This window comes from Hyphomonas sediminis (genome assembly GCF_019679475.1).
Classification (GTDB): Bacteria; Pseudomonadota; Alphaproteobacteria; order Caulobacterales; family Hyphomonadaceae; genus Hyphomonas; species Hyphomonas sediminis.
In genome coordinates, this window is the sequence record NZ_JAIEZP010000001.1 from 2,393,322 (window position 1) to 2,419,313 (window position 25,992).

24 protein-coding genes and 1 tRNA gene are annotated in these 25,992 nt (G+C 59.7%); 12 read left to right on the plus strand and 13 right to left on the minus strand.

All coding sequences use genetic code 11. The features are described from left to right. The first annotated feature begins 67 nt into the window (after window positions 1–67). The 3 genes from tpiA to pyrG all read left to right on the plus strand — a co-directional run bounded on the left by tpiA (window position 68) and on the right by pyrG (window position 3,059). The gene (gene tpiA / locus K1X12_RS11850; RefSeq protein ID WP_220987783.1) at window positions 68–817 is read left to right on the plus strand and encodes a triose-phosphate isomerase; all 750 of its coding nucleotides are present in this window, start codon (window positions 68–70) and stop codon (window positions 815–817) included. An 82-nt stretch (window positions 818–899) separates the two neighbouring features. Next, entirely contained in the window at window positions 900–1,361 is a 462-nt protein-coding gene (gene secG, locus K1X12_RS11855; protein ID WP_220987784.1) for a preprotein translocase subunit SecG, read from the plus strand. A gap of 63 nt (window positions 1,362–1,424) precedes the next feature. Further along, window positions 1,425–3,059, plus strand: a complete 1,635-nt coding sequence (pyrG, locus tag K1X12_RS11860) for a CTP synthase (protein WP_220987785.1) — start codon at window positions 1,425–1,427, stop codon at window positions 3,057–3,059. 6 nt (window positions 3,060–3,065) lie between these two features. Here the strand turns inward: pyrG and K1X12_RS11865 are convergent, their stop codons facing one another. From K1X12_RS11865 to K1X12_RS11880, 4 genes are read right to left on the minus strand one after another with little or no spacing between them, the layout of a single operon-like run. Then, window positions 3,066–4,295 carry an SAM-dependent methyltransferase gene (locus tag K1X12_RS11865; protein ID WP_220987786.1) on the minus strand — a complete coding sequence of 410 codons (1,230 nt, stop codon included), beginning with the start codon at window positions 4,293–4,295 and terminating at the stop codon, window positions 3,066–3,068. Continuing rightward, entirely contained in the window at window positions 4,292–5,101 is an 810-nt protein-coding gene (locus K1X12_RS11870) for a DUF1365 domain-containing protein (RefSeq protein ID WP_220987787.1), read from the minus strand. The genes K1X12_RS11865 and K1X12_RS11870 overlap by 4 nt, the downstream gene beginning before the upstream one ends. Then, complete coding sequence (locus K1X12_RS11875; protein ID WP_220987788.1) at window positions 5,098–6,411, minus strand: NAD(P)/FAD-dependent oxidoreductase; 1,314 nt, start codon at window positions 6,409–6,411, stop codon at window positions 5,098–5,100. Before K1X12_RS11875 ends, K1X12_RS11870 begins: the two co-directional genes overlap by 4 nt. After that, complete coding sequence (locus K1X12_RS11880) at window positions 6,408–7,865, minus strand: cryptochrome/photolyase family protein (RefSeq protein ID WP_220987789.1); 1,458 nt, start codon at window positions 7,863–7,865, stop codon at window positions 6,408–6,410. The genes K1X12_RS11875 and K1X12_RS11880 overlap by 4 nt, the downstream gene beginning before the upstream one ends. Before the next feature lie 158 nt (window positions 7,866–8,023). Here K1X12_RS11880 and rfaE2 point away from each other — a divergent pair, with 158 nt between their 5' ends. Further along, window positions 8,024–9,484 carry a D-glycero-beta-D-manno-heptose 1-phosphate adenylyltransferase gene (gene rfaE2 / locus K1X12_RS11885; protein ID WP_220987790.1) on the plus strand — a complete coding sequence of 487 codons (1,461 nt, stop codon included), beginning with the start codon at window positions 8,024–8,026 and terminating at the stop codon, window positions 9,482–9,484. Between the two features lie 19 nt (window positions 9,485–9,503). On the opposite strand, the gene hspQ is transcribed toward rfaE2, so the two are convergent. Further along, window positions 9,504–9,863, minus strand: coding sequence for a heat shock protein HspQ (gene hspQ / locus K1X12_RS11890; RefSeq protein ID WP_369426167.1), 360 nt, complete (start codon window positions 9,861–9,863; stop codon window positions 9,504–9,506). 144 nt (window positions 9,864–10,007) lie between these two features. On the opposite strand from hspQ, the gene K1X12_RS11895 reads away from it, so the two are divergent. The 4 genes from K1X12_RS11895 to guaB all read left to right on the plus strand — a co-directional run bounded on the left by K1X12_RS11895 (window position 10,008) and on the right by guaB (window position 13,779). After that, on the plus strand, window positions 10,008–11,117 hold the full coding sequence (locus K1X12_RS11895; RefSeq protein WP_220987792.1) for a Ppx/GppA phosphatase family protein: 1,110 nt from the start codon (window positions 10,008–10,010) through the stop codon (window positions 11,115–11,117). After that, window positions 11,110–11,814, plus strand: coding sequence for an RlmE family RNA methyltransferase (locus K1X12_RS11900; protein WP_220987793.1), 705 nt, complete (start codon window positions 11,110–11,112; stop codon window positions 11,812–11,814). The genes K1X12_RS11895 and K1X12_RS11900 overlap by 8 nt, the downstream gene beginning before the upstream one ends. Window positions 11,815–11,838: 24 nt before the next feature. Beyond that, on the plus strand, window positions 11,839–12,249 hold the full coding sequence (locus tag K1X12_RS11905; protein ID WP_220987794.1) for a GFA family protein: 411 nt from the start codon (window positions 11,839–11,841) through the stop codon (window positions 12,247–12,249). A 72-nt stretch (window positions 12,250–12,321) separates the two neighbouring features. Beyond that, entirely contained in the window at window positions 12,322–13,779 is a 1,458-nt protein-coding gene (gene guaB, locus K1X12_RS11910; protein WP_220987795.1) for an IMP dehydrogenase, read from the plus strand. On the opposite strand, the gene K1X12_RS11915 is transcribed toward guaB, so the two are convergent. Beyond that, entirely contained in the window at window positions 13,758–14,390 is a 633-nt protein-coding gene (locus tag K1X12_RS11915) for a GNAT family N-acetyltransferase (RefSeq protein WP_220987796.1), read from the minus strand. The genes guaB and K1X12_RS11915 overlap by 22 nt on opposite strands. 74 nt (window positions 14,391–14,464) lie before the next feature. Here K1X12_RS11915 and K1X12_RS11920 point away from each other — a divergent pair, with 74 nt between their 5' ends. After that, window positions 14,465–15,772, plus strand: coding sequence for an RsmB/NOP family class I SAM-dependent RNA methyltransferase (locus tag K1X12_RS11920; protein WP_220987797.1), 1,308 nt, complete (start codon window positions 14,465–14,467; stop codon window positions 15,770–15,772). A 7-nt stretch (window positions 15,773–15,779) separates the two neighbouring features. On the opposite strand, the gene K1X12_RS11925 is transcribed toward K1X12_RS11920, so the two are convergent. Beyond that, window positions 15,780–16,862 carry an aspartyl/asparaginyl beta-hydroxylase domain-containing protein gene (locus K1X12_RS11925; RefSeq protein ID WP_220987798.1) on the minus strand — a complete coding sequence of 361 codons (1,083 nt, stop codon included), beginning with the start codon at window positions 16,860–16,862 and terminating at the stop codon, window positions 15,780–15,782. An 87-nt stretch (window positions 16,863–16,949) separates the two neighbouring features. Between K1X12_RS11925 and guaA the strand changes: the two genes are divergently transcribed. Both guaA and K1X12_RS11935 read left to right on the plus strand, forming a co-directional pair. Then, on the plus strand, window positions 16,950–18,533 hold the full coding sequence (gene guaA, locus K1X12_RS11930; RefSeq protein WP_220987799.1) for a glutamine-hydrolyzing GMP synthase: 1,584 nt from the start codon (window positions 16,950–16,952) through the stop codon (window positions 18,531–18,533). Between the two features lie 22 nt (window positions 18,534–18,555). After that, entirely contained in the window at window positions 18,556–19,635 is a 1,080-nt protein-coding gene (locus tag K1X12_RS11935; RefSeq protein ID WP_225907962.1) for a flavin reductase family protein, read from the plus strand. Between the two features lie 307 nt (window positions 19,636–19,942). Here the strand turns inward: K1X12_RS11935 and K1X12_RS11940 are convergent, their stop codons facing one another. The 6 genes from K1X12_RS11940 to K1X12_RS11965 all read right to left on the minus strand — a co-directional run bounded on the left by K1X12_RS11940 (window position 19,943) and on the right by K1X12_RS11965 (window position 25,603). Continuing rightward, complete coding sequence (locus tag K1X12_RS11940) at window positions 19,943–20,743, minus strand: MBL fold metallo-hydrolase (RefSeq protein WP_220987800.1); 801 nt, start codon at window positions 20,741–20,743, stop codon at window positions 19,943–19,945. Beyond that, a complete protein-coding gene (locus K1X12_RS11945; RefSeq protein ID WP_220987801.1) occupies window positions 20,740–21,516 on the minus strand; it encodes a TatD family hydrolase in 777 nt (258 codons plus the stop codon). Before K1X12_RS11945 ends, K1X12_RS11940 begins: the two co-directional genes overlap by 4 nt. Before the next feature lie 8 nt (window positions 21,517–21,524). Beyond that, on the minus strand, window positions 21,525–22,463 hold the full coding sequence (locus K1X12_RS11950; RefSeq protein WP_220987802.1) for a DNA polymerase III subunit delta': 939 nt from the start codon (window positions 22,461–22,463) through the stop codon (window positions 21,525–21,527). Next, complete coding sequence (tmk, locus tag K1X12_RS11955; RefSeq protein ID WP_220987803.1) at window positions 22,460–23,107, minus strand: dTMP kinase; 648 nt, start codon at window positions 23,105–23,107, stop codon at window positions 22,460–22,462. The genes K1X12_RS11950 and tmk overlap by 4 nt, the downstream gene beginning before the upstream one ends. Further along, window positions 23,100–24,254 (minus strand): D-alanyl-D-alanine carboxypeptidase family protein, encoded by a 1,155-nt coding sequence (locus K1X12_RS11960; protein ID WP_369426118.1) that lies wholly within the window; start codon window positions 24,252–24,254, stop codon window positions 23,100–23,102. Before K1X12_RS11960 ends, tmk begins: the two co-directional genes overlap by 8 nt. A gap of 119 nt (window positions 24,255–24,373) precedes the next feature. Beyond that, entirely contained in the window at window positions 24,374–25,603 is a 1,230-nt protein-coding gene (locus K1X12_RS11965; RefSeq protein ID WP_220987804.1) for a septal ring lytic transglycosylase RlpA family protein, read from the minus strand. Window positions 25,604–25,814: 211 nt separating this feature from the next. On the opposite strand from K1X12_RS11965, the gene K1X12_RS11970 reads away from it, so the two are divergent. Continuing rightward, window positions 25,815–25,904 (plus strand) — tRNA-Ser (locus K1X12_RS11970). Window positions 25,905–25,992: the final 88 nt, after the last annotated feature.

Sequence of the window (25,992 nt, forward strand, 5' to 3'; positions counted from 1 at the left end):
GGGTTTGCCCGGTGGCTCAGAGCTTGCTAGGCGACCGATCTATGACTTGCAAGAGAGGGAAGGCCGCATGCCACGCACGCTGATCGCTGGAAACTGGAAAATGAATGGCCTGAGAGCCAATCTGGCGGAAATCGAACAGGTAGGCGCCGCTGTGCCTGCTTCCGATTTGGGACCGGAAGTCCTTCTTTGCCTGCCAGCGACATTGATTCAGGCCGCTGCGGCTTCTGTAGTCGGCTCCGGGCTTAAAATTGGCGGTGAAACCTGCCATTCGAAGGAAAAAGGCGCACACACCGGCGATATTTCTGCAGAAATGCTGAAAGATGCTGGCGCCAGCTTCGTCATCGTTGGCCATTCGGAGCGCCGCGCAGATCACGCCGAGACAGATTCTGTTGTCGCTGCGCAGGCGTCCGCTGCGCTTCGCGCGGGACTGACTCCGATTATCTGCGTTGGTGAAACATTGGCCGAGCGCGATGCCGGAGAGGTGTTGAAAATTATCTCCAGTCAGATGGCAGGATCGATTCCTCAGGATGCTGAAGCGAGCACCATTGTGATCGCGTATGAGCCAGTTTGGGCTATCGGCACGGGCCGCGTTGCGAATACGGACCAGATTGCTGAGGTTCACGGCCTGATCCGAAACCTTCTGACCGATCGCTTCGGAGAAGCTGGGAAGGGCGTGCGCATTCTTTATGGAGGCAGCATGAATCCCGGAAACGCTGCAGAAATTCTGGGAGTTGCTGAGGTAAATGGCGGCCTGATCGGTGGCGCCAGCTTGAAGGCGGCAGACTTTCTCGCCATCTACCGGCAGGCGGCCCAATAACTTGTATGGAACCGCTGACTTGGCGAACCGCATGATAGGGGTTATGCGGGCGCCTTGAAATTCAGGAAAGCTGGTCGCGCCCATGCAGAACGTCATTCTTGTTATCCATATTCTCGCCTGTCTGGCGATGATCGGTCTGGTGCTGGTCCAGAAGTCTGAAGGCGGCGGCCTTGGCATCGGCGGCGGCGGCGGTAATTCGCTGATGTCCGGCCGCGGTGCTGCAGGCGCGCTTGTGCGTACCACCATGATTTTTGGCGGTATTTTCTTCGTGACCAGCCTCGTCCTGACTGCCATCGCAAACCGCGGTGCCGACAATCGCAGCGGCATTGAGCGGATTCTAGATGAACAAAGCCCGGCGCTTGCGCCGCAGGAAGGCCCGGTCGATCTGTTCGATCCGACTGCGCCGCTGCTGGGTAATGAAGCGGCTGGTTCGGATAATGTCGGCATTGCGCCCGCGCCGGAGCCTGAAGCAACTGCACCGGAATCCTCGGTAGATGCGGCTCCAGCTACGGAAACGGAAGCAGATCCGGCTAATCCCCAGTAATTTTGTTTTGAAGGCTGGTTGAGGTCGCGCGGAAAGCGCGAATCATTTCATGAGTATAACCCCATGATCCGCTACATTTTCATCACTGGCGGCGTGGTGTCCTCGCTCGGAAAAGGCATCGCCTCCGCCGCTCTCGGCGCATTGCTCCAGTCACGCGGCTATGGCGTGCGGCTGCGCAAGCTTGATCCTTACCTGAACGTTGACCCCGGCACGATGAGCCCCCGCCAGCATGGCGAGGTCTATGTCACCGACGACGGCGCAGAAACCGATCTGGACCTTGGCCACTATGAACGCTTCACCGGCGTCTCGGCCCGCCAGTCGGACAACATCACCACCGGGCGCATCTACCAGCGCATCATCGAGAAGGAGCGCCGGGGGGACTATCTCGGCGCGACCATCCAGGTCATTCCGCACGTCACCAACGACATCAAGGAGTTCGTTCTCTCCGATCCGGGCGAGGGCGTGGACTTTGTCCTCTGCGAAATCGGCGGCACGGTTGGCGATATCGAAGGCCTACCGTTCTTTGAAGCGATCCGCCAGCTGGGCCAGGAACTCGGCCCCCAGCGCGCCTGCTTCATCCACCTGACGCTGCTGCCCTACATCCCGGCGGCCGGCGAAATGAAAACCAAGCCGACCCAGCACTCTGTCAAGGAACTCCGCTCGATCGGCATCCAGCCGCAAATCCTTCTGTGCCGCTGTGATCGGCCCATCCCGGTCAACGAGAAGGGCAAGATTGCCAGCTTCTGTAACGTTCGCCCGACGAGTGTCATCGAAGCGCGCGATGTCGGCCACATCTACGATGTCCCGATGGCTTATCATGCAGAGGGACTCGACTCCGAAGTCCTCTCCCATTTCGGCATCGCCGACGCGCCCCAGCCGGATCTGACCTCCTGGCAAAGCATCGCCCACACGATCCACAATCCGGACGGCTATGTCAGCATTGCGCTGATCGGCAAATACACCGACGTGCCGGACGCCTACAAATCCGTCTCTGAAGCGCTCGTTCACGGCGGCCTGGCCAACAAGGTCAAAGTCGACATCCGCTTTGTCGATTCGGAAAAGTTCGACGATCCCAATACCTCTCTTGAGGAGCTGGACGGCGTTGACGGCATTCTGCTCCCCGGCGGTTTCGGTGAGCGCGGCGCCCATGGCAAAATGCGTGCGGCCCGCTATGCCCGTGAACAGAAGCTGCCTTGCTTCGGCATCTGCTACGGCATGCAGCTTTCCGTCGTTGAAGCTGCCCGCAACCTCGCCGGCATCAAGGACGCCTCCACCTCCGAGTTCGGCCCGACCAGCGAACCGGTCGTCGGCCTGATGGGGGAGTGGACCAAGGGCAACGAAAAAGTCACCCGTGATGCCTCCACCGATCTCGGCGGCACCATGCGCCTCGGCGCTTACCCGGCGCGCCTGAAGGAGGGCAGCCTCGTCTCCGAAGTCTATGGCGGTCTCGATATCTCTGAGCGCCACCGCCATCGCTACGAAGTCAACGCCAGTTATATCGACCGTCTCGAAAAAGCTGGCATGATCTTCTCCGGCATGTCGCCGGATGGCCGCCTGCCGGAGATCGTCGAACTGAAGGACCATCCGTGGTTTATCGGCGTGCAGTTCCACCCGGAACTGAAGTCCCGTCCGTTCGAGCCGCATCCACTATTTGCGAGCTTTATCGCTGCGGCCGTGAAGCAGTCCCGTCTGGTCTGATAAGGATCAGGCGGGCCGCGTCACCTGGAACTGGCCGACATTGATCCGGCCATCGCTGAAGCCTGCTTCGCAATAGCTCAGATAGAAGTTCCAAAGTCGCCGGAACGGCTCATCAAAGCCCAGTTCGCGGATCTCGTCCCAGCGGCCGTTGAATGCCCGCGCCCATTCGCGGCAGGTGCGCGCATAGTCCTGCCCGAAATACGAGACGCCATCATGGCGTAGGCCCGCTTTGCTGAACTGTCCCTTCAGCGCTTCCTCACTGATCAGCATGCCGCCTGGAAAGATATGCTGCTGGATAAAGTCCACACGCTGACGATACCGGTCAAACAGTGCGTCATCGATGGTGATGATCTGCAGCGCCGCGCGCCCGCCAGCCTTGAGGGACGAGAACACCTTGTCGAAATAGCTCGGCCAGTAAGCCTCGCCGACTGCTTCAAACATCTCGATCGACGCGACGCCGTCATACTGTCCCTGATGGTCGCGGTAATCTTCGAGGCGAATATCGACGCGCTCGCTCAACCCTTCGCGTTGCATCCGTGCCAGCGCAAAATCCCGCTGCGAAGGAGAGATCGTCAGGCAGGTCACCTTCGATCCGCGATGCTTTGCGGCATATTCGGCAAACCCGCCCCATCCGCATCCGATCTCCAGGATATGGCTCGAAGGCCCAGCCTGGATACGGTCACAAATGCCGCCATACTTGTTCATTTGCCCCTGCTGGAGCGACTGGTTGGGGCTCTCGAACAGGGCTGAGGAGTAGGTCATGCTCGGGTCCAGCCACTTCTCATAGAAGGCGTTCCCCAGATCGTAATGCGCGATGATGTTTTTCTTCGCGCCCTCGCGGGAATTGCGGCGCGCAAACATATGCCGCAGCATATTCATGGAGCGGACGATCCAGCCACCACGCGCCAACTGCCCGGCAGCCTCAAAGTTAGCAGAGAAAAACCGCAACACTTCCGTCAGGTCCGGGGTCGACCACATGCCTTCGATATAAGCGTCGGCAAACCCGACATCGCCGCCCGCCATAGCCTTCCTGATGAAGCCGTAGTCGTGCACTTCGACCATCGCCTTCGGGCCAGCTTCCTTGTTGCGAAACACAAGCTCGCGCCCGTCAGGCAAAAGGAAAGTCAGTTCCCCGCGCTCTGTCTTCAGGAGCATAAGCGCCGCAATCCGGAACGACGCAGGCACCCCGCTCAGTGTCCGGATCGTGTTCGGGCTTGCGACAATCACTTGGTTCATACGAATTCTCCAGTCCTTGCGGGAGCCTTCTCGATGATCGGCTGGGCAACGGTCGCTGATGTTGTGGGTGGGGATGGCTTGCGGCGATAGCCTGCGCCGCGCATCCAGACCCTCAGCGCCTCCCAGTGGATTCCAATTATAACACCGATCGAGGCAAATGGTTGCATCAATGCCAATTTGGCGAATGCGGCCTTTGTAGATGGCTGCCGGCGCGCGGCGATTGTCGCGAGGTGGATGCGTTCGCCGTTTTCGCGGTTTTCGACGGTCAGGTGCAGCGTGTCTCCGGGTGTTTGCAGGGCAAAGCGATACTTCCCGGAAACGTCCATAAACGGCGAAACGTGAAATGACTTGTCCGCCTCGTGTACTGCGCGTTCCGCGTTTATCGGCGCAACATAGCAATGGTGCTCACCAAACGTATTGTTCACCTCATAGATCACGCCGGAGAGTTGGCCACTGGGGTTGTATCCAAACCAGACCGAAAGCGGCGCAAACTTGAAAAACATGTGCTTTGGAAATGTTACGAGGCGGATGGTTCCGCCTGATACGTCAACACCAGCGCCACCAAGCATTTCCGCTGCCCATGTGCGCAGGTCTGCGCCCGCTTTGCGTGGCCCGTGATCCTTCCGGTGAAAGCAGTAAAGCGCGCTTCTGTCGACGCCAAACGCCCATCCGAGTTTGTCGGCTTCGTCCAGTCGGTCAATGTCGAGATCAATCAGCGCAATCTTGTAATCAAACCGGCGCAGGAAGGGCGCAAACCGTTGATGCACGGTTTTGCCTTTCCACAACTGGAGCGCTGGCCGGGTCACGCCACCACCTCGACGGAGTGGCTCTCCACAGCCGCTTTGCGGGGAGTATAAGTCTCCACGCCCTCGGTGTTCCAGGAAACCTGTCCGCCCAGCGCCAGCCCGGCCGCGAGCCCCGATTTCAGCCCGTCCTCATGAAAACCGCGCCCCATCCAGGCGCCAGCAAACCAGATATTGTCCTTGCCCTGAATACGCTTCAGGGCCCGCACCGCGGCTTCAGCTGCAGCGTCAAACTGCGGATGATCGAAAACATAGTGATGGAAGGTTAGTTCCGGCCGGGGAGGGCAGGCCGGGTTCAGCGTGATGAACAAGGGCCGGTCAGGATCGAGCCCCTGCAGCCGGTTCATCCAATAGGTCAGGCAAACATCTTCACCTTCCTGTTTCAGCACGTTCCAACTTGCCCAGGCGCTCCGCCGTTTCGGCATCAGGGCAGGATCTCGGTGCAGCCAGATCGAATTGGGCCGATAGCGAACAGATCGCAGCAGGAATGCCTGATCCTGAAAACTGTCTTCCGTCAGCGCCAACGCCTGATCGGAATGCGCCGCCAGGATCACGTCATCGAATACTTCATTCTGGCCGGTGGACAAAGTGAGGGAAACCTTGCTCCCGAAGGGCTGCATCCGGCTGACGCCAACGCCAGTGCGGAGGCGGTTTCCCAGTGCGGCGGCAACTTTCGTTACATAGCTCTGGCTGCCACCGGTCACCGTACGCCATTTCGGGCGCTCTTTGTGCATCAGGCGGTGATTGTCGAAGAACTGGAAAAAGCTCTGCGCCGGATAGTTCAGCATGTCCCGCTCAGGTGTCGACCAGATCGCCGCGCCCATCGGCAGGATATAGTTCTGGCGGAACGTTTCATCGAAACCATGTCGGTCCAACCAGCCGCCAAGCGTCGCCGACTGGATGGCGCCGCTCGTCAGCTCTGCGCGTGCCTTGTCGTTGAACTTCAGGATCGTCCGCCAGAAACGGTGAAAGTCCGGGTTCAGAAGATTGCGCTTCTGGGAAAACAGGCCGGGTAGGGTGGAGGCCCACTCCCATCCGCTGGGGTCGGACACGGCAAAACTCATGTCCGACGCCTGCGTTTCAACGCCCAGCTCGTCAAAGAAAGCAATAAGGTTCGGATAGTTCAGCCCGTTATAAACGATGAAGCCAAGATCGACAGATGTTTTATGGCCGTCATAGTCAAAGGTGTGCGTGCAGGCATGGCCGCCGGGGCGATCGCCCTGTTCGAAAACCGTAACATGCGCATGGTCTTTCAGGGCCCAGGCTGCGCCGAGACCGGAAATGCCAGCGCCGATGATCGCGATCTTCTTCATGCGGAGGTCTTGTCCTCTTTCAGGGCGCTATAAGCATCGAGTGCGCGCTGTCGGCCAACCGGATGGTCCACCATGGGTTCCGGATAGGTGTTTCCGAGCTCGACTTTCGATCTTGCTAATATCTGCCGGTCAGCCTCGAACGGCGCATGCAGGTATTTGTCCGGCAGACGCGAAAGTTCACGGCACCAGCGGCGCACATAGGCGCCGCTCTCGTCAAACTTTTGGCCCTGCGTGATCGGATTGAACACCCGGAAGTAGGGCGCGGCATCGGCGCCGCTTCCCGCCGTCCATTGCCAGCTTGCAGGATTGGACGCCGGGTCGGCGTCCACCAGGGTGTCCCAAAACCATTTCTCGCCCCACTGCCAGGGCAACAGCAAATGCTTGGTCAGGAAGGATGCGCAGATCATCCGCACACGGTTATGCATCCATCCGGTATGCCACAGCTCGCGCATGCCCGCGTCAACGATGGGGTAGCCCGTCTGGCCGTGGCACCAGGTATCGAACGCCGCCTTGTCGCTGCGCCATTTCATGCGGTCGAAATTGGCGTTGTAGTTTGCGGTGGCGAGGGCGGGATTGTAGTAGAGCAGGGTATAGGAAAATTCCCGCCAGGCGATCTCGGAGAGGAACACGCGTGCAGACTCCTCGTCCGCGCTTTCCGCCTCGATCCGCGCCTTCACCGCCCGCCACACCTGCGCCGGGCCGATCTCACCAAAGCGAAGATGCGGCGAAAGCCTGGATGTGCCATCAGGCAGGTCTGGCCGGTTGCGCGTGGCAGCGTAGTGGCTCACTGGCCCATCCAGAAAATCGGCAAGCCGCGCCATCGCGCCTGCCTCTCCCGGAACCCAGGCCTCGGCCATCCCGCCGGACCAGTCCGGCTTCACCGGATGCAGCTTCCAGTCTTTTAGCTGGTCCCCGTCAGCTCGCGCGGTGGCAATCCTCTTCGGCGCCTTGAGGGCAGGGGGTGCGCGATAGTTTGCCTGCAGCGCTTTCCAGAACGGCGTAAATACCTTGTACCAGCCGCCGCTCCCGGTCTTTAGCTCCCACGGCTCCACCAGGAGGCGCCCATTGAAACTCTGGCAATTGATGCCCTTGTCTTTGAGGGCCTTCTTGACCGCAGCGTCCGTCTCCCTGTCGCTCAGGCCATAGCGCCGGTTCCAGCCGACTGCCTCTGCGCCTGTTTCCGCGACAAGGCCGGTGAGAACATCAAGCGCCGCGCCGGAGCGGAGCACTAGCTTACCGCCAATCCTTTCGAGCGCCCCGGCGAGTGCTGCGAGGCTCTTTTCCAGCCACCAGTCGCTCGCGCCGCCCGGTGTTCGCGGCGCTGTTTCGCCAGTTTCCCGAATGTAGAGGCAGATCAGAGGGCGCCCGGTTTCCGTCGCCCAGTTCAGCGCCGGGTTGTCGGCCAGTCGCAGATCTTCTCGGAACCAGACGATTGCGGGGGCGGAAGAGGACATGGACCCACCAGGTTGAGTAAGTATCTGAATAATAGCATCTTACGCCTCGGTGGAGCGATTGGATCACTCGTGCAGTGTCTTGCGCTTTTGCATGTCCGGCGTCCCCGCTATACGCGGTGTCAGGCACAGCTGCGGTTCAGCGGGAGACCTTCAACATCATGACATCCAGGCTCTCGGCACTGATTGAGCACGCCGCCGGCAAGCGCGTCCTCTGCATCGGCGACGTGATGCTCGACCGGTTCATCTATGGATCGGTAGATCGCATCTCTCCTGAAGCGCCCGTACCCGTCCTTCGCCACACCCGCGAGTCCGCCATGCCGGGCGGCGCCGCAAACGTCGTGCGCAACCTCTCGTCTCTCGGTTTGCAGCCGGTCCTGATCGGTGCGTGCGGTGACGATGATGCAGGAAGGCAGCTTTTGTCCCTGTTTGGGGCCGATGAGTCCTCAAAAGTACGCATTTTGACACTGAATGATCGTCCAACGACACTGAAAAGCCGCTTCGTCGCCGGGGGGCATCAGCTCCTGAGGGTGGACACCGAAAGGGTCGCGCCGATCTCAGAAGCCGCCGAGAAAGAGCTCGCGGCGATCATCGCCGAAGAAGCCGCCGGCGCCGCCGTCATCCTCATTTCCGACTATGCCAAAGGCCTCCTGACAGACGGCCTCCTGCAGGCAATCCTGCAGATCGCGGCCAAGGCCGGCATCCCCGTCATCGCTGACCCCAAGGGCAGGGACTTCACCCGCTACGGCGCCGTTGATGTCCTCAAGCCCAACGCTTCCGAACTGGCCGCCGCAACCGGAGCCTCCGTCGGCACCGACGAGGAGGCCGAATGGTCCCTCCGCAAAGCCTCAGACCTGTTGCCAGCACAGGCAATCGTGGTGACCCGCGCCGCCCGTGGCATGTCCTTCATCGCCGCTGACAAAACCATTCACCACGAGGCCGGCCGGGCCCGTGAGGTGTTCGATGTTTCCGGTGCCGGCGACACCAGCCTCGCCGCCCTCGCCACAGCCATCGCCGGGGGCGGCACGCTCGCAGATGCCGTCAGCCTCGCCATCGCGGCCTCCGGCATTGCGGTCGGAAAGGCCGGAACTGCAACAGTTTCAGCAGAAGAGCTCAAGGCTGTCCTCGCCGACACCGGCCCCGTTGGCAAAGCCGGCGTCCTGCCGCTGGACGCCATGATCGGACAGGTCGAGCGCTGGCGCGCCGCGGGCCTCCGGGTCGGCTTCACCAATGGCTGCTTCGACATTCTTCATCCCGGCCATGTCCGCGTCATTGAGCAGGCGCGCGCCAATTGCGATCGGCTGATCGTCGGTTTGAACTCGGATAGCTCAGTAAAGCGCCTCAAAGGCCCGGAGCGCCCCATCAACAGCGAACAGGCCAGGGCCGATGTCATCGCTGCGCTGGCCGCCGTCGATGGCGTCACCATTTTCGAGGCAGATACCCCGCTCGAAGTCATCACCGCCCTGAAGCCCGACGTCCTCGTCAAAGGTGGGGACTATACGCGGGACACAATCATTGGCGCAGATGTTGTAGAAGCGCGCGGGGGGAGCATTTTGGTCGTCCCGCTCGTGCCTGGACATTCCACGACAGCAACCATCGCCCGGAGCAAATCCGGCGATTAATTTGAATTTATAGTGAATTTTAGTTGGTCGCCTGCTTTTTCAGTTCGTAGGTGCCTTGTCCGGTCATCGTGAACCACTCCGAAATGTCGGGATGGCTCAACGGCACTTCTGAATCGTCCGGAATGAGGTTCTGCTCGGAAACATAGGCAATATAGTGCGTCCGGTCGTTCTCCGCGAACAGATGGTAGAACGGCTGGTCCTTGCTCGGTCGCACTTCTTCGGGAATGGATTCGTACCATTCTTCCGTGTTTGCGAATTGTGGGTCTACGTCGAAGATCACCCCGCGGAACGGGAACAACTTATGGCGAACCACCTGCCCAATCTGGAACTTGGCCACATGTCGGGAAATCGAATTGTAGTAATAGTGGCTGTCGACCATGTCCGTCAGCAACAGCGGACCAAGATCGGCTTGTTTCCCCCGTTTCCGGAAGATCTTGCTCAGCCAAGCGGTGCGGCCGCGTCTACTGGTCATTTTCAGCTCCTGTGGTAGACATTGCCCCAAGTTTTCCTTTCGGGCCACACTATGGCTGACAAAAAAGATCGGGGTGGGCCTCCCAAACGTGCGCAGGCCCGCTCTTCAACTGGGCGTCCGCTGTACGCAGCGGTCGACCTGGGCACAAACAATTGCCGCCTCCTGGTGGCAGAGCCGCGCGGGCAGACGTTCCGCGTGGTCGATTCTCATTCTCAAATTGCAAGATTGGGGGAAGGGCTCCACGATACCGGCCGGCTATCTGACGCCGCTATCGATCGGGCCATCGACGCGCTGCAGGCAATCCGCCGCAAGCTGCGCCACCACGGCGTTGGGCGTGTGCGATGCATAGCGACGGAGGCCTGCCGGAAGGCTGAGAATGGCGCTGAGTTCATCCACCGTGTTCACACGGAAACAGGTCTGACTTTCAAGGTTATAGGCGCAAAGGAAGAGGCGCGGTTGGCGACCATCGGCTGCCATGATCTGCTGGTCTCGCCCGCCAAATCCGTGCTGGTTGTCGATATTGGCGGCGGCTCGACGGAATTGTCCCTGATGGATGCAGAGACGGCCCGTCACAGAGGCCTCAAAGGCATTCTCGACCGCGCGCCCATAATCGACTGGACCAGCCTGAAGATGGGAGTCGTTACCATGAGCGATGCCTTCTCTGATCAGGACGAAGTCACCGCCTGGCCCCTGATGCTGGAAAAGGCTCGCGCCATCGTGGCGGCCTGGCCGGCTCTCGCGGAAGTTCAGAAGCGTCTGCAGGCCGATGAAGGTTATCTCATCGGCACATCCGGCACAGTCACGTGCCTGGCCGGCGTGCACCTGAAGCTTGACCGGTACCGCCGCGATAGGGTGGATGGCGCCTGGATGAGCCAACAGGAAGGCTGTTCGACGATAAATCTTCTTCGGGACCTTGGTGTCGAAGGCAGGGCCAAGCTGCCGACGATTGGGGAGGAACGCGCGCCACTCATGCTGGCGGGTTGCGCCATCACACTGGCAGTCTGGGAAGCATTCGAAGGCACGCGCCTGCGGGTAGCCGACAGGGGCTTGAGGGAAGGGCTGTTGCTATCAATGATGTATGGCCAACCACGCAGCCGCTCGCGCCGCAGAAAAGGCCGAAACAATAACAAGCCGCGTATTCAGGAGGCGCCGAATGAGTGACGAAGACAAACGGCGCTGGAAAGGCCCTGGTGCAGACCGGAAAGATTCTGGTCGCCGGATGAGCGAGCGCAAGGTCATCGCTCGAAACGCGAGGACCGAAAGCTCCAAACGCTGGATCGAGCGCCAGTTGCAAGACCCTTATGTCCGCAAGGCAAAGGAAGATGGTTACCGCTCGCGAGCCGCTTTCAAGCTTCTCGAGATCGATGAAGCTGCCGCCATCCTCAGAAAAGGCCAACGGGTTATCGACCTTGGATGTGCGCCGGGTGGCTGGATCCAGGTTGCGCTCCAGAAAGGCGCGTCGGAAGTGGCGGGCATTGACCTTCTGCCACTAGACCCCATCGAAGGGGCCCACATTATCGAGGGTGATGTCAACAACCCCGAAGACGTAGCGCGCATGATGTCCGGTCTTTCCGGCCAGCCAGACCTTATTTTGTCCGACATGGCCGCGAACACGACGGGGCATAAACAGACTGACCACCTCAGAACTGTAGCGCTGGTTGAAATGGCCGTGGCATTTGCGATCGAGCATCTCGCCGAAGGAGGCTCTTTCTGTGCCAAAGTCTTCCAGGGCGGCACCACCAAAGAGCTTCTGGTTTTACTGAAGCAGCACTTCAGGTCTGTGAAACACATAAAACCATCCGCCAGCCGCGCCAGCAGCCCCGAAATCTATGTGGTCGCCAAGGGCTTCCGGCGTTAGCATCCTCCAAAACTGGAGGATGCCATGAAAATTACGGGCGGTTGTTACTGCGGGAACGTTCGTTATGAAGCGACAGGCGAACCGATAATGAAGGCGCGCTGCTTTTGCCGCGAATGCCAATATTTCACCGGTGGGGAAGGCAACGACTTCATAGCGGTGCCCGCAGACAGCTTCAGTTACACCAAAGGCGCGCCAAAGCCCTTTGCCCGCGCAGACCTTCCCATGGCGAATACGCGGGAATTCTGTTCTGATTGTGGAACGCCGCTTGTCACACGAGCGCCGGCATTGCCAACTGCAGTCATCATAAAGGTCGGAAGTCTGGACGATGCGGCGGCGTTTGGTGGTCCACAGGTCGTCATGCAGACTGCGGATGCTCACGCGTTTCACCTGATGCCTGACGGTGTGCCCACTTTCTCTCGTTTTCCTGGCCAGTAGCGCGGCGGCAGCTCGAGGGGGCTTCACAAGGCTTCGCGACTCCCTTAGGAGGCCAAAAAGGGAGCTCCCCACATGAAAATCCGACAAGCCATTACCTTCGACGACGTGCTTCTTCAGCCCGGCGCAAGTGAGGTGTTACCGGCAGATGTCAACGTTTCGACGCTGTTGACCAAATCCATTCCATTGAACATTCCGCTTCTGTCCGCAGCGATGGACACAGTGACCGAGGCGCGCTTGGCGATCGCGATGGCGCAAGCTGGCGGCATCGGCGTCATCCACCGCAACCTGTCGATCGAGCAGCAGGCCGGCGAAGTCGCCATGGTCAAGAAATACGAAAGCGGCGTGGTGATGAACCCCGTCACGATCAGCCCCGAAGCCACCCTGGGCGACCTTCGCGAATTGAAGCGACGCACCGGCTTCTCCGGTATCCCGGTCGTTGAGACCAAGGGCACGGTGGTCGGCATCGTGACGAACCGCGACACGCGCTTTGCTGACGATCTCAACGAGAAGATCGCCAATCTTATGACGCGCGATGTTGTGACTGCGCGGATGGACATGGCGCCCGAGGAAGCGCGCCGCTTGCTGCACAAGCACAGGATCGAGCGTCTTGTGATGGTTGACGAAGCCGGCCGCTGCATCGGCTTGCTTACTGTCAAGGATATGGACAAAGCCGCCGTCCACCCAAACGCAGCCAAAGATGGCGCTGGCCGTCTCCGCGTTGCCGCCGCTTCGACGGTTGGCGATGCCGGGTTTGAGCGCACCCTGGCACTGATCGAGGCTGGCGCTGATGCGGTGGTGATCGACACAGCTCACGGCCACTCCAAGTCTGTTGCAGAGGCCGTCACCCGCGCCAAGAAGATCTCGAACTCTGTTCAGATCATCGCCGGAAACGTCGCGACAAGCGAAGCCACCAAGGCGCTGATCGATGCTGGCGCAGACGCTGTCAAAGTCGGCATCGGCCCCGGATCAATTTGCACCACAAGGATCGTTGCCGGCGTGGGCGTTCCTCAGCTCACGGCCATTGAGCAATGCGCTACGGCGGCCCAGGTGTCTGGCGTTCCGGTTATCGCAGATGGCGGCATCAAATTCTCAGGCGACTTCGCCAAGGCGCTTGCGGCCGGAGCCTCCACCGCGATGATGGGTTCTATGTTTGCCGGCACAGAAGAGGCTCCGGGCGAAGTGTTTCTGTATCAGGGGCGCAGCTACAAAGCCTATCGCGGCATGGGCAGCCTCGGCGCTATGGCGCGCGGTTCGGCGGATCGTTACTTCCAGAAAGACGCGGCTGCAGAAAAGCTCGTGCCCGAGGGAATCGAAGGGCAGGTGCCCTTCAAAGGCCCAGTCGGGGCGATCATTCACCAGATGGTCGGCGGCCTGCGTGCGGCCATGGGTTATGTTGGCGCCAAAGACATGCACGAACTGCATGTGAAAGCTGAGTTTGTTCAGATCACGGGTGCGGGCCTTCAAGAAAGCCACGTCCACGATGTGATGATGACGCGCGAAGCGCCGAATTACTCGCTGTCGCGCGGATAGTTGTAACTCGACCGGGGCTCGCGCCACATCGCCTCAAGCGGCGGCGCGCCGGGCCCCGGTTCGAACAGCTTCATCCGCTCGAAACCATGGCTCATATAGAAGCCAGTATTCGCCGGATTGGAGTTCTCCAGATAGCAGGGCAGGCAAGCGCGATCAGCGGCGGCGAGGGATGGTGTGATCAGGCGCTTTCCAACGCCTTTGCCGCGCGCCGCTGCGCGCGTTCCGATCGTGAATAGGTAAAGGTGTTCGCCCGCAGGATGCTCGCGAGCCATGGCTTCACCGGCGGCAATGGCTCTGCGCGCTGCGCTATTGGAGCCTTTCTGCAATAGGATCCATACCAGCGCCAGGGTCGGCAAAGCACCAAGTTCTTTCCGCTTAGAATTCAGTGCCCACATCGCGGCGCCCTCATCGCCGGCCAGATGGCAAATGCCGTGTGGTAGGTAGAGGTACTTTGCCAAGGTGGAGAATGTTGGCGCGAGAGCTTTGCGTTCTCCAAATATCCAAAGGTTTACCGGATCTTCCGAAAAGGCTTCGCCAGTAATCGCGCCAAGCTGTTTCCAGTCCCGCTTATCTGCGTTCCGCAAACCCTCATGCAGCTGAATATCCAGCATTTTCCGCCCTTTGTTGTTTTCTGCGAGCGCATTGGACGCTAACACCCACGCTTTCGCAACCGGAGAGCCGAACAATGCGTAACGGTGGACGTATCAGCGCCGCAATTTCTGTCCTGTCGGACGTTCTGCAACGTCACCAGCCGGTCAAGATTGCCGTGCGTGATTGGGGCAAGCGGGCGCGGTATGCTGGCTCCAAAGACCGGGCCTGGGTATCAGGTCTCGTTTTGGACGCCCTCCGCCGACGCAATTCCACGGCACACCACATGGGACATGACGACCCGCGCGCGTTGATCTTCGGCACGCTTCGCTTTGCCTGGAACTGGCCGGCACGCGACATCGAGCAAGCCTGCTACGATGATCACGGCCCGACACCCCTGACGAACGCAGAGCGTAGCGCCCTCATCATGGCGCCCGATCCGTCTGCTCCGGCTCATGTGCAAGGGGATTTTCCCGAATGGCTAACGCCGCATATGGAACGTGTCTTCGGTCCCGATGCGGTGATCGAAGCGCAATCCATGGCGGTTCGCGCCGATGTCGATCTGCGCGTCAACACGCTCAAGACTGATGTTGAGAAGGCTGCGTTGCCGTTGAAATCAGTTCGGGCTGAACCCTCAAAACTTTTGAAGAGTGCCTACAACATTCCAGCGCGCGACCCGACCGAGCGCGAAGACTCCATCGAAGGCATTCCGGCGTTCTCCAAGGGGTGGGTGGAAGTTCAGGATGCCGGCAGCCAGATCGCTGCCGCCGCTGCCAACGCCAAACCCGGCGAGCAGGTGCTCGACTACTGCGCGGGCGGTGGCGGTAAGACACTTGCCATGGCGGCCCAGATGGAAGGCAAGGGGCAGATCTTCGCCTATGACATCGACGGCAAGCGCCTGTCGGCTCTGATCCCGCGCCTTAAACGATCCGGGGCGCACAATGTGCAACTTGTTCACCCCAGCGAAGGCACCAGCCTGCAGCCTCTCGTTGGCAATATGGACCTGGTCTTTGTGGATGCACCCTGCACAGGAACTGGAACTTGGCGTCGCCGTCCAGATTCGAAGTGGCGCGTAAAGCCCGGCCAGCTCGACAAGCGCATCGAAGACCAACGCCAAATTTTGGCTGAAGCGGCCAACTATGTGAAAGTTGGTGGCCGGATCCTCTATGCGACATGTTCCTTCCTTATTGAGGAGGATGAGGACCGCGTGGCCGAGTTCCTCGCGGCAGCGCCGAATTTCAAAGAAGAGGATGCTGCGGAGGCGGCGATTGCGTCGGGCCTGTTGACCGACCACGGCGCCAGTGTTGTGCGGAAATTCCGCGGACCGACCGGCAGTGTGCGTCTGACTCCGCGGCGCGCGAACACAGATGGCTTCTTCTTTGCCGTTCTAAGCCGGGTCAGCTGATTTCAGCTTAGCTTTCTCGTGCGACTGCCTCACCGGAATACTCAGCAATTGCACTGATCAGCTCGGAAATCTGCTGCCTCTCGGGCAGCGTGATTTCCGGGCGCCAGAAATCAAACAGCAGGACGACACGCGTTTCCGTCGCCTCATTCTTGGCTTCGTGTTCAATTGAATCGTCGAATACGACGAGCTTGCCTTCCTTCCAATAGTGCACCTCATTGCCCACCCGCAGCCAGGCTGGCCCCGGAACGATAAGGGGCAGGTGACCGATCAAACGCGTGTTGATCAACCCGCAGTGGGGCGGAATGTGCGCGCCCGGCTTGAGACGCGAGAACAAGACCGAAGGGGCTTGCCCAGGGAGGAAATCGAGCGGCACTTTGTCGAAAGCAGAAGCGGTCACCGGACACCGCGCAGCGTTGGTCGCCACTTTCTGGCCGTCTTGCCAAATGTAGAACGCTGCCCAATCCAGACTGCCCTGCAGCGGCACAGACCGGACATGGGCGCTGGTCTTGTCTTCCTCCGGAAGATAGGGGGCGAAAGCGGCCTCGTCGGCCATGACATTGAGCAGTTCATGCCGGATGCTGTCGGTTTTCGCTTCCAGGTCTGCAGCCCAATCAAAAAGATCCGTGTTGTAAAACTGGATTTGGGGCAGTCCGGGAAAGTAGAACTTGGTTGGCTGCTGCACGTATATCTGCCGGCGGCCGAACAGTATTTCGAGAGATTCGCTGAAGCGGCTGCTCTCACCGCCGCCTGTCAATTTTGAACGCAGAAAAGCTTCATATTGACGTGCGTATTCGTTGCGGCGGTCGCCCGCCCGGTTCAGGGCTTCCTGTATCCCAGGGGGAATAGACGAAGAGGCAATCTGAGAAGCCAAACGAAGCGCAACACCGTAACTTTGCCCTGCTTGTTTTCGTTGTCCGGCGGCATGCTGCGCGTCGCCTAGAAACAGGATCAAGCCAATGTCCCGCGGCGCCTGAAGTAACGCTTCCTGCAATGCGATGACTGCGGTTGCAGCGTTGCCGCCAGGCAGGAGCGCCATACGCGCTGTGTCAACAAGTTCCGAAATTGTAGCCCGATGCGTGGAATTGGTCATTCTGCAAGCTAATGCGTAGCTGCCTAAATTGGCAAATCCTCAATTTCTGCGCCTTTTCGACACGAGGAACCCCCGTTAATAGAGGCCATGACACATCCCGCCGATTCCGCCTCCTCGCCCTCCCATGAACGCGTTCTTATTGTCGATTTCGGCAGTCAGGTAACCCAGCTCATTGCGCGAAGGCTCCGCGAAAGTGGTGTTTATTGCGAAATTCATCCCTTCAACAAGGTCAATGCCGCCTTCCTGGGGCAGTTTGATCCCCAGGCAGTTATTCTCTCGGGTGGTCCAGCGAGTGTCACATGGGAAGACGCGCCGCTTGCAGATCAGGCAATTTTCGATTCCGATTTGCCGGTCCTCGGCATTTGCTATGGCCAGCAGGTGATGATGCACCAGCTCGGCGGCCGCGTGGAAAGCGGAACGAGCCGAGAATTCGGCCGCGCCTTTATCGAACGTGTTGAAAATGATCCCATTCTAAACGGCCTGTTCGAGGGCGGAAATTCTGAGCAAGTATGGATGAGCCATGGTGACCACGTCGCGGAGATGGCCCCGGGCTTCGGTGTCATCGCGAAATCGCCGGGCGCGCCCTTTGCCGTTATTGCAGATCCCGAGCGCCGCTTTTATGCGACGCAGTTCCACCCGGAAGTCGTCCACACCACGCATGGCGCGCGTCTCCTGCGCAACTTCACGCACGGCGTCGCCGGCCTGAAGGGCGACTGGACGATGGCGGCTTACCGCGCCGAAGCTATCCAGAAGATTCGGGCACAAGTTGGCTCTGGCCGAGTGATCTGTGGCCTCTCAGGTGGCGTGGACTCTTCTGTTGCGGCTGTCCTGATTCACGAAGCCATCGGTGATCAATTGACCTGCGTTTACGTCGACCATGGCTTGATGCGTGCCGGAGAAAGCGAGCAGGTCGTCAATCTGTTCCGGGAGCATTACAATATCCCCCTGATTCACGTGGATGCTTCGGAACTTTTCCTGGGACAGCTCGACGGCGTCACAGACCCCGAAAAGAAGCGCAAGACCATTGGCGCACTCTTTATCGACGTTTTCGATGAAGAAGCACGGAAGATCGGTGGCGCGGACTTTCTCGCACAGGGAACTCTTTATCCGGACGTTATCGAGAGCGTGTCTGCAATCGGAGGCCCGTCGGTGACTATCAAGAGCCATCACAATGTGGGCGGGCTCCCGGCACGGATGAAGATGAAGCTGGTCGAGCCGCTCCGTGAACTGTTCAAGGATGAGGTCCGCGCGCTGGGGCGCGAGCTGGGATTGCCGGAAGCTTTTGTAGGGCGCCATCCTTTTCCGGGCCCCGGTCTCGCGATCCGTATTCCTGGTGCTATTACTCGGGAGAAGGCGGACACGCTTCGCAAGGCGGACGCGATTTACATTGATGAGATCCGCAAGGCGGGCCTCTACGATGAGATTTGGCAGGCCTTCAGCGTCCTTCTGCCCGTAAATACAGTGGGGGTAATGGGAGATGAACGCACATATGAGGCCGTGCTGGCCTTGCGCGCTGTGACGTCGACGGATGGTATGACCGCAGATTACTATCCTTTCGAACATGCATTCCTGGGGCGCGTCGCCACGCGGATCATCAATGAAGTGAAGGGCGTCAATCGGGTAGTCTATGACGTAACGTCCAAACCTCCCGGCACGATCGAGTGGGAGTAGTCTTGAACGCGAGAGGGAAGCTTTGACCGACGGGCCAGCAGGATCGGCATTTGGCGGAATAGCGCTGCCATCTATGTTTTCCGGGAACCCGGAAGATCCGTCCATCGTCCTGGTGGATGAACCCGGTGCGCTTGACTCATTTTGGGCGGATGTTGAGGCGGCGCTCGTTAAGGCTGGCCGCCGAGTTATTCGCTTCAGGGTGTCGCGGATCGCTTCCGAAGAGATGATTGATCTTGATCTGCACAAGGCGCTTTCTTTGCTTCCGGCGCGCCCCGCCATCATTGCGGCCCGCGGACGATCGAGCGCAGTGGCACGCCTCGTCGCCAGAGACGCGGCGCCACTAGTAACAGGCGCCGTCCTTATCGATCCGGAAACCGGCGATCAAAGTCTAGCGGCGATGGCTGCGCAGGGGGGCATTCCCGTTCTGATCGCAACGGGCGCGACCCGCGAACAGACAAGCAGCGTCGGCCCCTCAGAACTGCCAGACAGTTCTTCAGTCGAGGCTGTGGAAATCGGCAGCGAACAACCGCTTTCATTGTCAGACCGCATCGACACGTTCAGTGCGGTACTCGTTGATTTCCTGGAGCGACGCCTACCAAGGACGACCCCGGAATACCGTCTGGGATCCGACGCGCGCACCCTGCGTGATGCCCTTGGCTGTTTCGCAACAGGGGTCACAATTCTAACCACACTTGATGCCTCCGGCGCGCCGGTCGGGCTGACAGCAAACTCGTTCACCTCCGTGTCTTTAGATCCGCCATTACTGCTGGCCTGCATATCCGCGACGGCGTCGAGCGCGGTCTCATTTGAGGGCGCAGCGCACTTTGCCGTAAACGTGTTGCACATTGGCCAGCAGCCAGCGTCGCAACGTTTCGCCCGGCGCGGTGAAGACCGATTTGGCGAAACGGCCTGGGAGCCGGGCCTGCACGGGACGCCCATCATCAGTGGCTCTTTGGCGACATTTGAATGCAGTCGTTACGCGATGCATGAGGGAGGGGACCACCTAATCCTCGTCGGACAGGTTGATCGCGCACGGTTCGAGCCCACACGTGACCCGCTATTGTATTTCAAAGGAAAGTACCGCCGGCTGCACTTCTCGTGAACCGGCCACAATTCTTAACGCAGCGCTAATTCTGTGTTGGCGTGTGTTGATCCGAAGAGGGGAAGGGGTGGATCAGGCGGTCTTTGAAAGCGCGTCGTCGGATATCAGCACCAAGATATGCTCCAGCGTATTCGCGCGCATAGCCAGCGCCTAGGGCCTTCATTATGCCGCAAGTCGCATAATCTATATTATGGGCAATTTTGTTATACAGCGCAGCCCAGACCCACAACGCTGTATTCGTTTATGATTTCCACGCTTGCTCAAACCGGCAGATTGGGGTGCGCAGCTGCTGTCGTCGTGCCCGCCTTTACGCATCAAATGCGATCGCCATGCGATCAAAGGCTGGCTCTACATGTGCCGGCAACGTCCGGCGCAGTGTCTGGTAGTCCATGTCCACATGGAGATTGGTCAAAACCGCCCTAGCCGGCTTTAGCTCTTCTATCCACGCCAAAGCCTGGTCGAGGTGGGCATGCGATGGATGTGGCGCGTAGCGCAGCGCATCGATGACAAGCAGGTCGAGCCCAAGTAGGCGCTTCATTGCGGTCGCCGGAAGCTCGTTAACATCGTTGCAATACGCGACATCGCCGATGCGATACCCCGTGCATGGAATTGGCCCATGCACCATGCCCACGGGAAGGAATTCCACAGCCCCACCCGCCCCTTCAATTACAAACGCCTGCCCTTCAATCACGACCGTCTGCGGAGACAGGATCGGAGGGTATCCCTTGTCGCCGGTGAAGCAGTATTTGAACCTCTCAAGCAGACTCCCGCGCGCCACTGGATCGAAGAACACCGGAATGGCCGCGCGCTGCCTGATCGCCAGAGGCCGCACGTCATCGATGCCGTGCGACTGGTCTGCGTGATCGTGTGTGAACACGACCGCATCGAGATGTTTGACTTCAGCGTCGAGCAACTGCTCTCGCAAGTCTGGCGAAGTATCGATGAGGATGTTTGTCTGATCCCCGTCAGTGTTCGTTTTTTGAACAAGCGCACAGCATCTGCGTCGGCGGTTCTTCGGCTCGGCCGGATCGCACGCGCCCCAGTCTCCACCAACTCTCGGCACACCGCCCGACGATCCGGTGCCAAGGAGAACAATCCGCGCGTTCACAGCACACCCGTCTTGGAAAACAGGGCCAAAGCATTTGCTTCTGTAATTTCCTTCACCTCATCGACAGGCATGTTCTTGAGTGCCGCCAGCGCTTCAGCAACATATTGCAGAAATGACGGCTCGTTCCGCCGCCCTCGCATGGGAACCGGCGCCAGATAGGGGCAATCCGTCTCCAGAATGATTTTTTCAATCGGCACGTCGCTTATTACGGCGCGCACTTCCTTGGCGCTCTTGAAGGAGAGAATTCCGGAAACGGAGAAATATGCACCAAGGCTCAGCGCCCGTTTTGCCAGGCCCGCCCCGCCGGTATAGCAATGGAGTAATGGCCGGAACGCGCCCTTGGTGAACTCCTCCTCCAGAATATCTGCCATCAGATCGTCAGCTTCGCGCGTGTGCAGGATTAGTGGAAGATCCAGGGCTCTGGCCGCGGAGATATGCTGCAGCAGGCTCGAGACCTGCTGGTCCTGCGGGCTGTATCCATAATGGAAATCAAGCCCCGTCTCACCAATGGCAACTACCTTGTTGCTCTCCGCCGCAGCTATCATTTGCTCGGCGGTTATATGCGTGAAGTCATTCGCATGGTGTGGATGTGTGCCCACGGAACACCACATGTCCAGCTCGGCATCCGCAATCGCCTTGACCGCCGGAAAGTTATCAAACCGGTCGCAGATCGCCAGAAACCGGCGCACGCCGCTTTCACGCGCACGCGCCAAAACATCCTGAAGGTCTTCGGCGAAGGCCTCGCCATGTAGGTTTACGTGAGTATCAAACATCGAACCGTCTATCTGGTGCCTGCTGCCGCATCATTCAGCGCAGCGATCATTTTGGACGCCACCTGCGCAGCGTCCATGTTCAGGGTTTCCGCATCGCCCGAGAGACGCGCCATGGCGAGCCAGACCTTGGCGGCGGCGGGCTCGCGCTCTGCTTTTTCGGCCACCCAATCGAGGATTTCATCCCTGAAGGCAATTGCGGCTTCCGGACCGTCGCTCGCTGCGCCCAGCGCCGCCGTGATCTGTTTATCCGAAGGTTTTGGCATGCCCTTGATCAGTGCGCGTGCAGCGCTCGCCGCATTGGCCGCCGAGGGGGAAGACAGCCGCAAGCCGAGCCCCGGTCGGCCCTTCGCCAGTTTCCGCGCATCCTCCGGCGCGCCAGCGGCATTCAGCGCGTTCTCACAGTCTTCGTCAGATAGCACAGAAAGATGCAGCACGCGGCACCGCGACCTGATCGTCGGCAGGATCGGCCTGGAGCGATGATTGACCAGTAGAAGTAAGCTCTGCGGCGGTGGCTCTTCAAGCGTTTTCAGGAGCGCGTTGGCCGAGTTCCGGTTGGCCTCGTCGATAGAGTCGATGATGCCGACCCTCCACCCACCCATGGCGGGCTTCATCGAGAAGAAGTGTGTCATCTGCCGGATCTGCTCGACATTAATGTCCTGCGCCAGCTTGCCCTTGTCGTTGAGTTCGCGCCGCTGGACATTCATGTCCGGATGGCTACCCGCCAGAAGAATGCGCATCACTGGGTCATCGGTCGATGCATCAAAGGGCGATGATGCCGGTCCGCGCGCGCCCAGCAGATACGCAGCAATGCGCTCAGCGAGGCGCGCCTTGCCAATTCCGGATGGGCCTTCGATCAGCCAGGCGTGATGAAGGCGCCCGCTCCGCAGCGCGGAAAGGAAGGACGCCTCTGCTGCGCCATGTCCGTAGAGAGGAAGCGCTACGCTCATGTTGTCGGGCTCATCACGTCATGCAGTGCGCGCCATGATGCAGAAAGAACGGCGTCTGCATCTTCGCTCGCATCAATCAAGCGGCAACGCCTGGGCTCGGACTGAGCAATCTCGATAAATGCGCGTCGCACAGCTTCATGGAAACTGTCCGGCCTGCGCTCGAAACTGTCCAATGCGCCAGCCCGCGCTGTACGTCGCACGTGGGCCACATCTAGCGGCACATCTAACACAAGCGTCATGTCCGGCACGGTATCGCCGAGAACCAGCCGCTCAATTGAGAGGAGGGCGCCGGCATCCACATCGCCGCCCACGGATTGATAGACGCGCGTTGAATCTGCAAACCGGTCGCAGATCACCCAATCACCACGCGCAAGAGCCGGCCGTATCAGCTTTTCGATATGGTCCCGTCGCGCCGTGTTCACGAGCAGCGCTTCGGATAGCGCCGACCATGCCTGCCCTTCTGGCGGATGTAGCAACAATTCGCGGGCCGCTTCCGCCAAAGGCGTGCCGCCCGGTTCACGGGTCAGCACGACTCCTTTGCCCTGCTCTTTCAGTTTAAGCGCAAGCGCCTTTGCCAGCGTGGACTTGCCGGAGCCTTCGCCGCCTTCCAGCGTGACAAAGCGTCCAGCAGGCCGGTCACTCATCGCCGCGCTTCATAAACGTACTGACGCCTTCGATTGCCATCCCGACGAAACCAAGTTTCTTCACATCGGCTTCCGCAATGATCGTCGCCTCCGAAGGATCGCCCCCCTCCATTGTAATCACCAGTTTCCCGATTTCCTGACCTTTCTTCACCGGAGCTTTCACTGGCCCATCAAGCACGATCTCAACTTCAGCCTTGGAGAACGCTGCCTTATGGCCAACCACTTCTACAGGCTCTGCAAGCGATACCGGCACAGAGCGGGCTTCACCCAGCCAGACCGGCACATCCGGAAGCGCCATTGTTTCGGGGCCAATCGATTTCAGTTCAAAACTCTGGAAGGCTACACGCATCAGGCGTTCGCTTTCTTGGGCGCGGGCCGCCATCGTCGGAAATCCGTTGACGACAATCGTACGCCGGACGCCGTCACGCACAGCAGAGGCCGTCAGTCCGTAGCCCGACGATTCAAGATGACCTGTTTTGAGTCCGTCAGCACCCGCGACTTCAAGCAGTGGATTGCGGTTGGCCTGAGTGTATTCGCGCCAGGTGTAGGAGGGTAGCGAATACCAGCTATAATACTGCGGATATTTGTCGATCGTCATTTTCGCGAGGCGGGCCAGATCTTCTGCGGAGATCACGTGACCTTCACCCTCAAGCCCCGTCGCGTTGACGAAATTGACGGTGTTCAATCCGAGTTCGTGCGCCATCTCCGTCATCCGGCGGGAGAAGGCCGCTTCGGATCCGGAAATTCCTTCAGCCAGCACGATGCAGGCATCGTTGCCAGACATTGTGATAACGCCGTGCAGGAGTTCCTCAACGGTGGGCGTGTCCTTGGGCTTGAGGCCCATGGTTGATGTGCCGGAAGGGAAGCCGCCCCGCCGCCAGGCGTCCTCGCTGACGGTAAACTTGTCAGTCAGGGAGAGTTCGCCGCGATCGATCAGCTCGAAGACGACAAATGCCGTCATCATCTTGGTCATGGAGGCCGGCGTCATCGGCTCATCGCCGCGTTTCGAATAGAGGATCTTTCCGGTCGCGTGATCCATGATCACCGCATAACTCGCCGGCGTGTCGATCATCTGAGCCGAAACACTGGCGCCGCTGAGCGCCCCGAGGGTCAGTAAGGCCGCAAACACCTTGCGAAAGGGAACCACGATATCTCTCTCCTGTGCCAGTCTGCCGACTGCAGGATATCCAGCAGCCTTCTGCACTGTATAGGCAGGAAAAAGGGCCGGTTTGTGGTCTGCGTCAATGGGGCCTGCTGAGGCTTTCCTCAGGAACCGCTGACAATCCGGCCTTCGGCGGTGCCATTCGCGGAGAGGCGGGCGCGCACCCGTTCAGCGGCGTCATGTCCATCGAAGGGGCCAACGCGGACCCGGAAGAAGTCTGCGCCGTTAACGCGCGCCGGAACGATCTCCACCGGTAGTTCGCGTTCGACCTTGCGAAGCATAGCCTCAGCATTGCCGATATCGGAGAACGACGCCAACTGCACGAAAACGTCGCCCGAAGCGGCCACTGGCGCGGAATAGGTGGCTGCCTGAGGGGCCAGCGTCATGGACATCAGGCGCGGCGCCGGGGTAGCTGCGCTGGTAGCGCCGCCGCCAAGAAGTTCATCCTCAACCGGCATCGCAACGGAGGCCATCTGAGCCTTCACCGGCTGGAATTCCGGCGCTTTGGCGGCGGGCGTCAGCGGTGCGGGGCGCTGCGCAACGGGCTGGGTTGCCAGAACGGGCGCGGTGCTCAGATAACGAAGCTGCACATTCCCCTTCCCCGCCGGGCTCATACCCAGCGCTTCAGCCGCTTTCTGCGACAGCTGCAGATTGGCGCCGTCTTCGAATGGGCCGCGGTCGTTGACCCGGACAACGACTTCACGGCCGGTGTCGAGATTGGTGACATATACAAGGCTGGGCAGCGGCAGGCTGGGGTGGGCGGCCGTCATTTCGGCTTGGCTGAACAGCTCGCCGTTTGCTGTCGGCAGGCCCGAGAACTCCTGACCGTAAACAACGGCAACACCGGTTTCAACAAACTCACCGACAGCTGGCCCGGCCGCAATCGGTTGCGGAGCGGGGGTAAGGGGAGTGTAACCCATGCCCTGCCCCGCCGGTTCCGGCATCGACTGAAGCGAAGACGCCTCCACAACAGGCTTGGAAGGCAAGATCACCTGCGGCGCTTCAATGACAGCGCTTTCACGCGCAACCGGCGCAGCAGAAACCGGACCCGCAGAAGCGGGCACATATTCGCCACCCGCCAGTTGAGAGTCGGGGTAGCGGAACTCTATGCGCGCGCGGGCCTTATCGACAGGCGCAGCTTTCGCCTGGGGCGCGGGCGCAGAAGGCGCCTGAACATAGCGAACAGGCGCAGCCGCCGTCACATTATCGCCCTTGAACACGATCGGGGCAGCACGAGAGCCCGCCTCGGCTACTGCGGATACGGCGCAGGCCAGGGCGATAACTGAGATGGCTACCTTGGAACGGCTAACAAGAGTCGGACGCTTGGACGGCATGGGCCGGTAATCTCCTCATTCTGAGTGCCGGATCACATTCGGTGTTCCGGGCGGCTTTCTGCCGCTCTCAAATGCATGTTTACCACGCGATGGTGGAATCCTCGTCAATGCGAACAGTTAATCCGGGGCTGTGGATTAATCTTGGAGTAACAGATTGGCAGCGCCTGCCCTCTTGCCTTCCGGCGAGGCTTCGTGAAAACAGCACCAACGCGGAGGAGTGGCAGAGTGGTTTAATGCGGCGGTCTTGAAAACCGTTGAAGGTTCGCGCCTTCCGGGGGTTCGAATCCCTCCTCCTCCGCCACATACGAGATCTAAGTTATTGATTACGTGCAGGTTTCGGGGCAATCTCGGACGCTTACCCATCCTTTTACCCATCCGAGCGCCCAGTT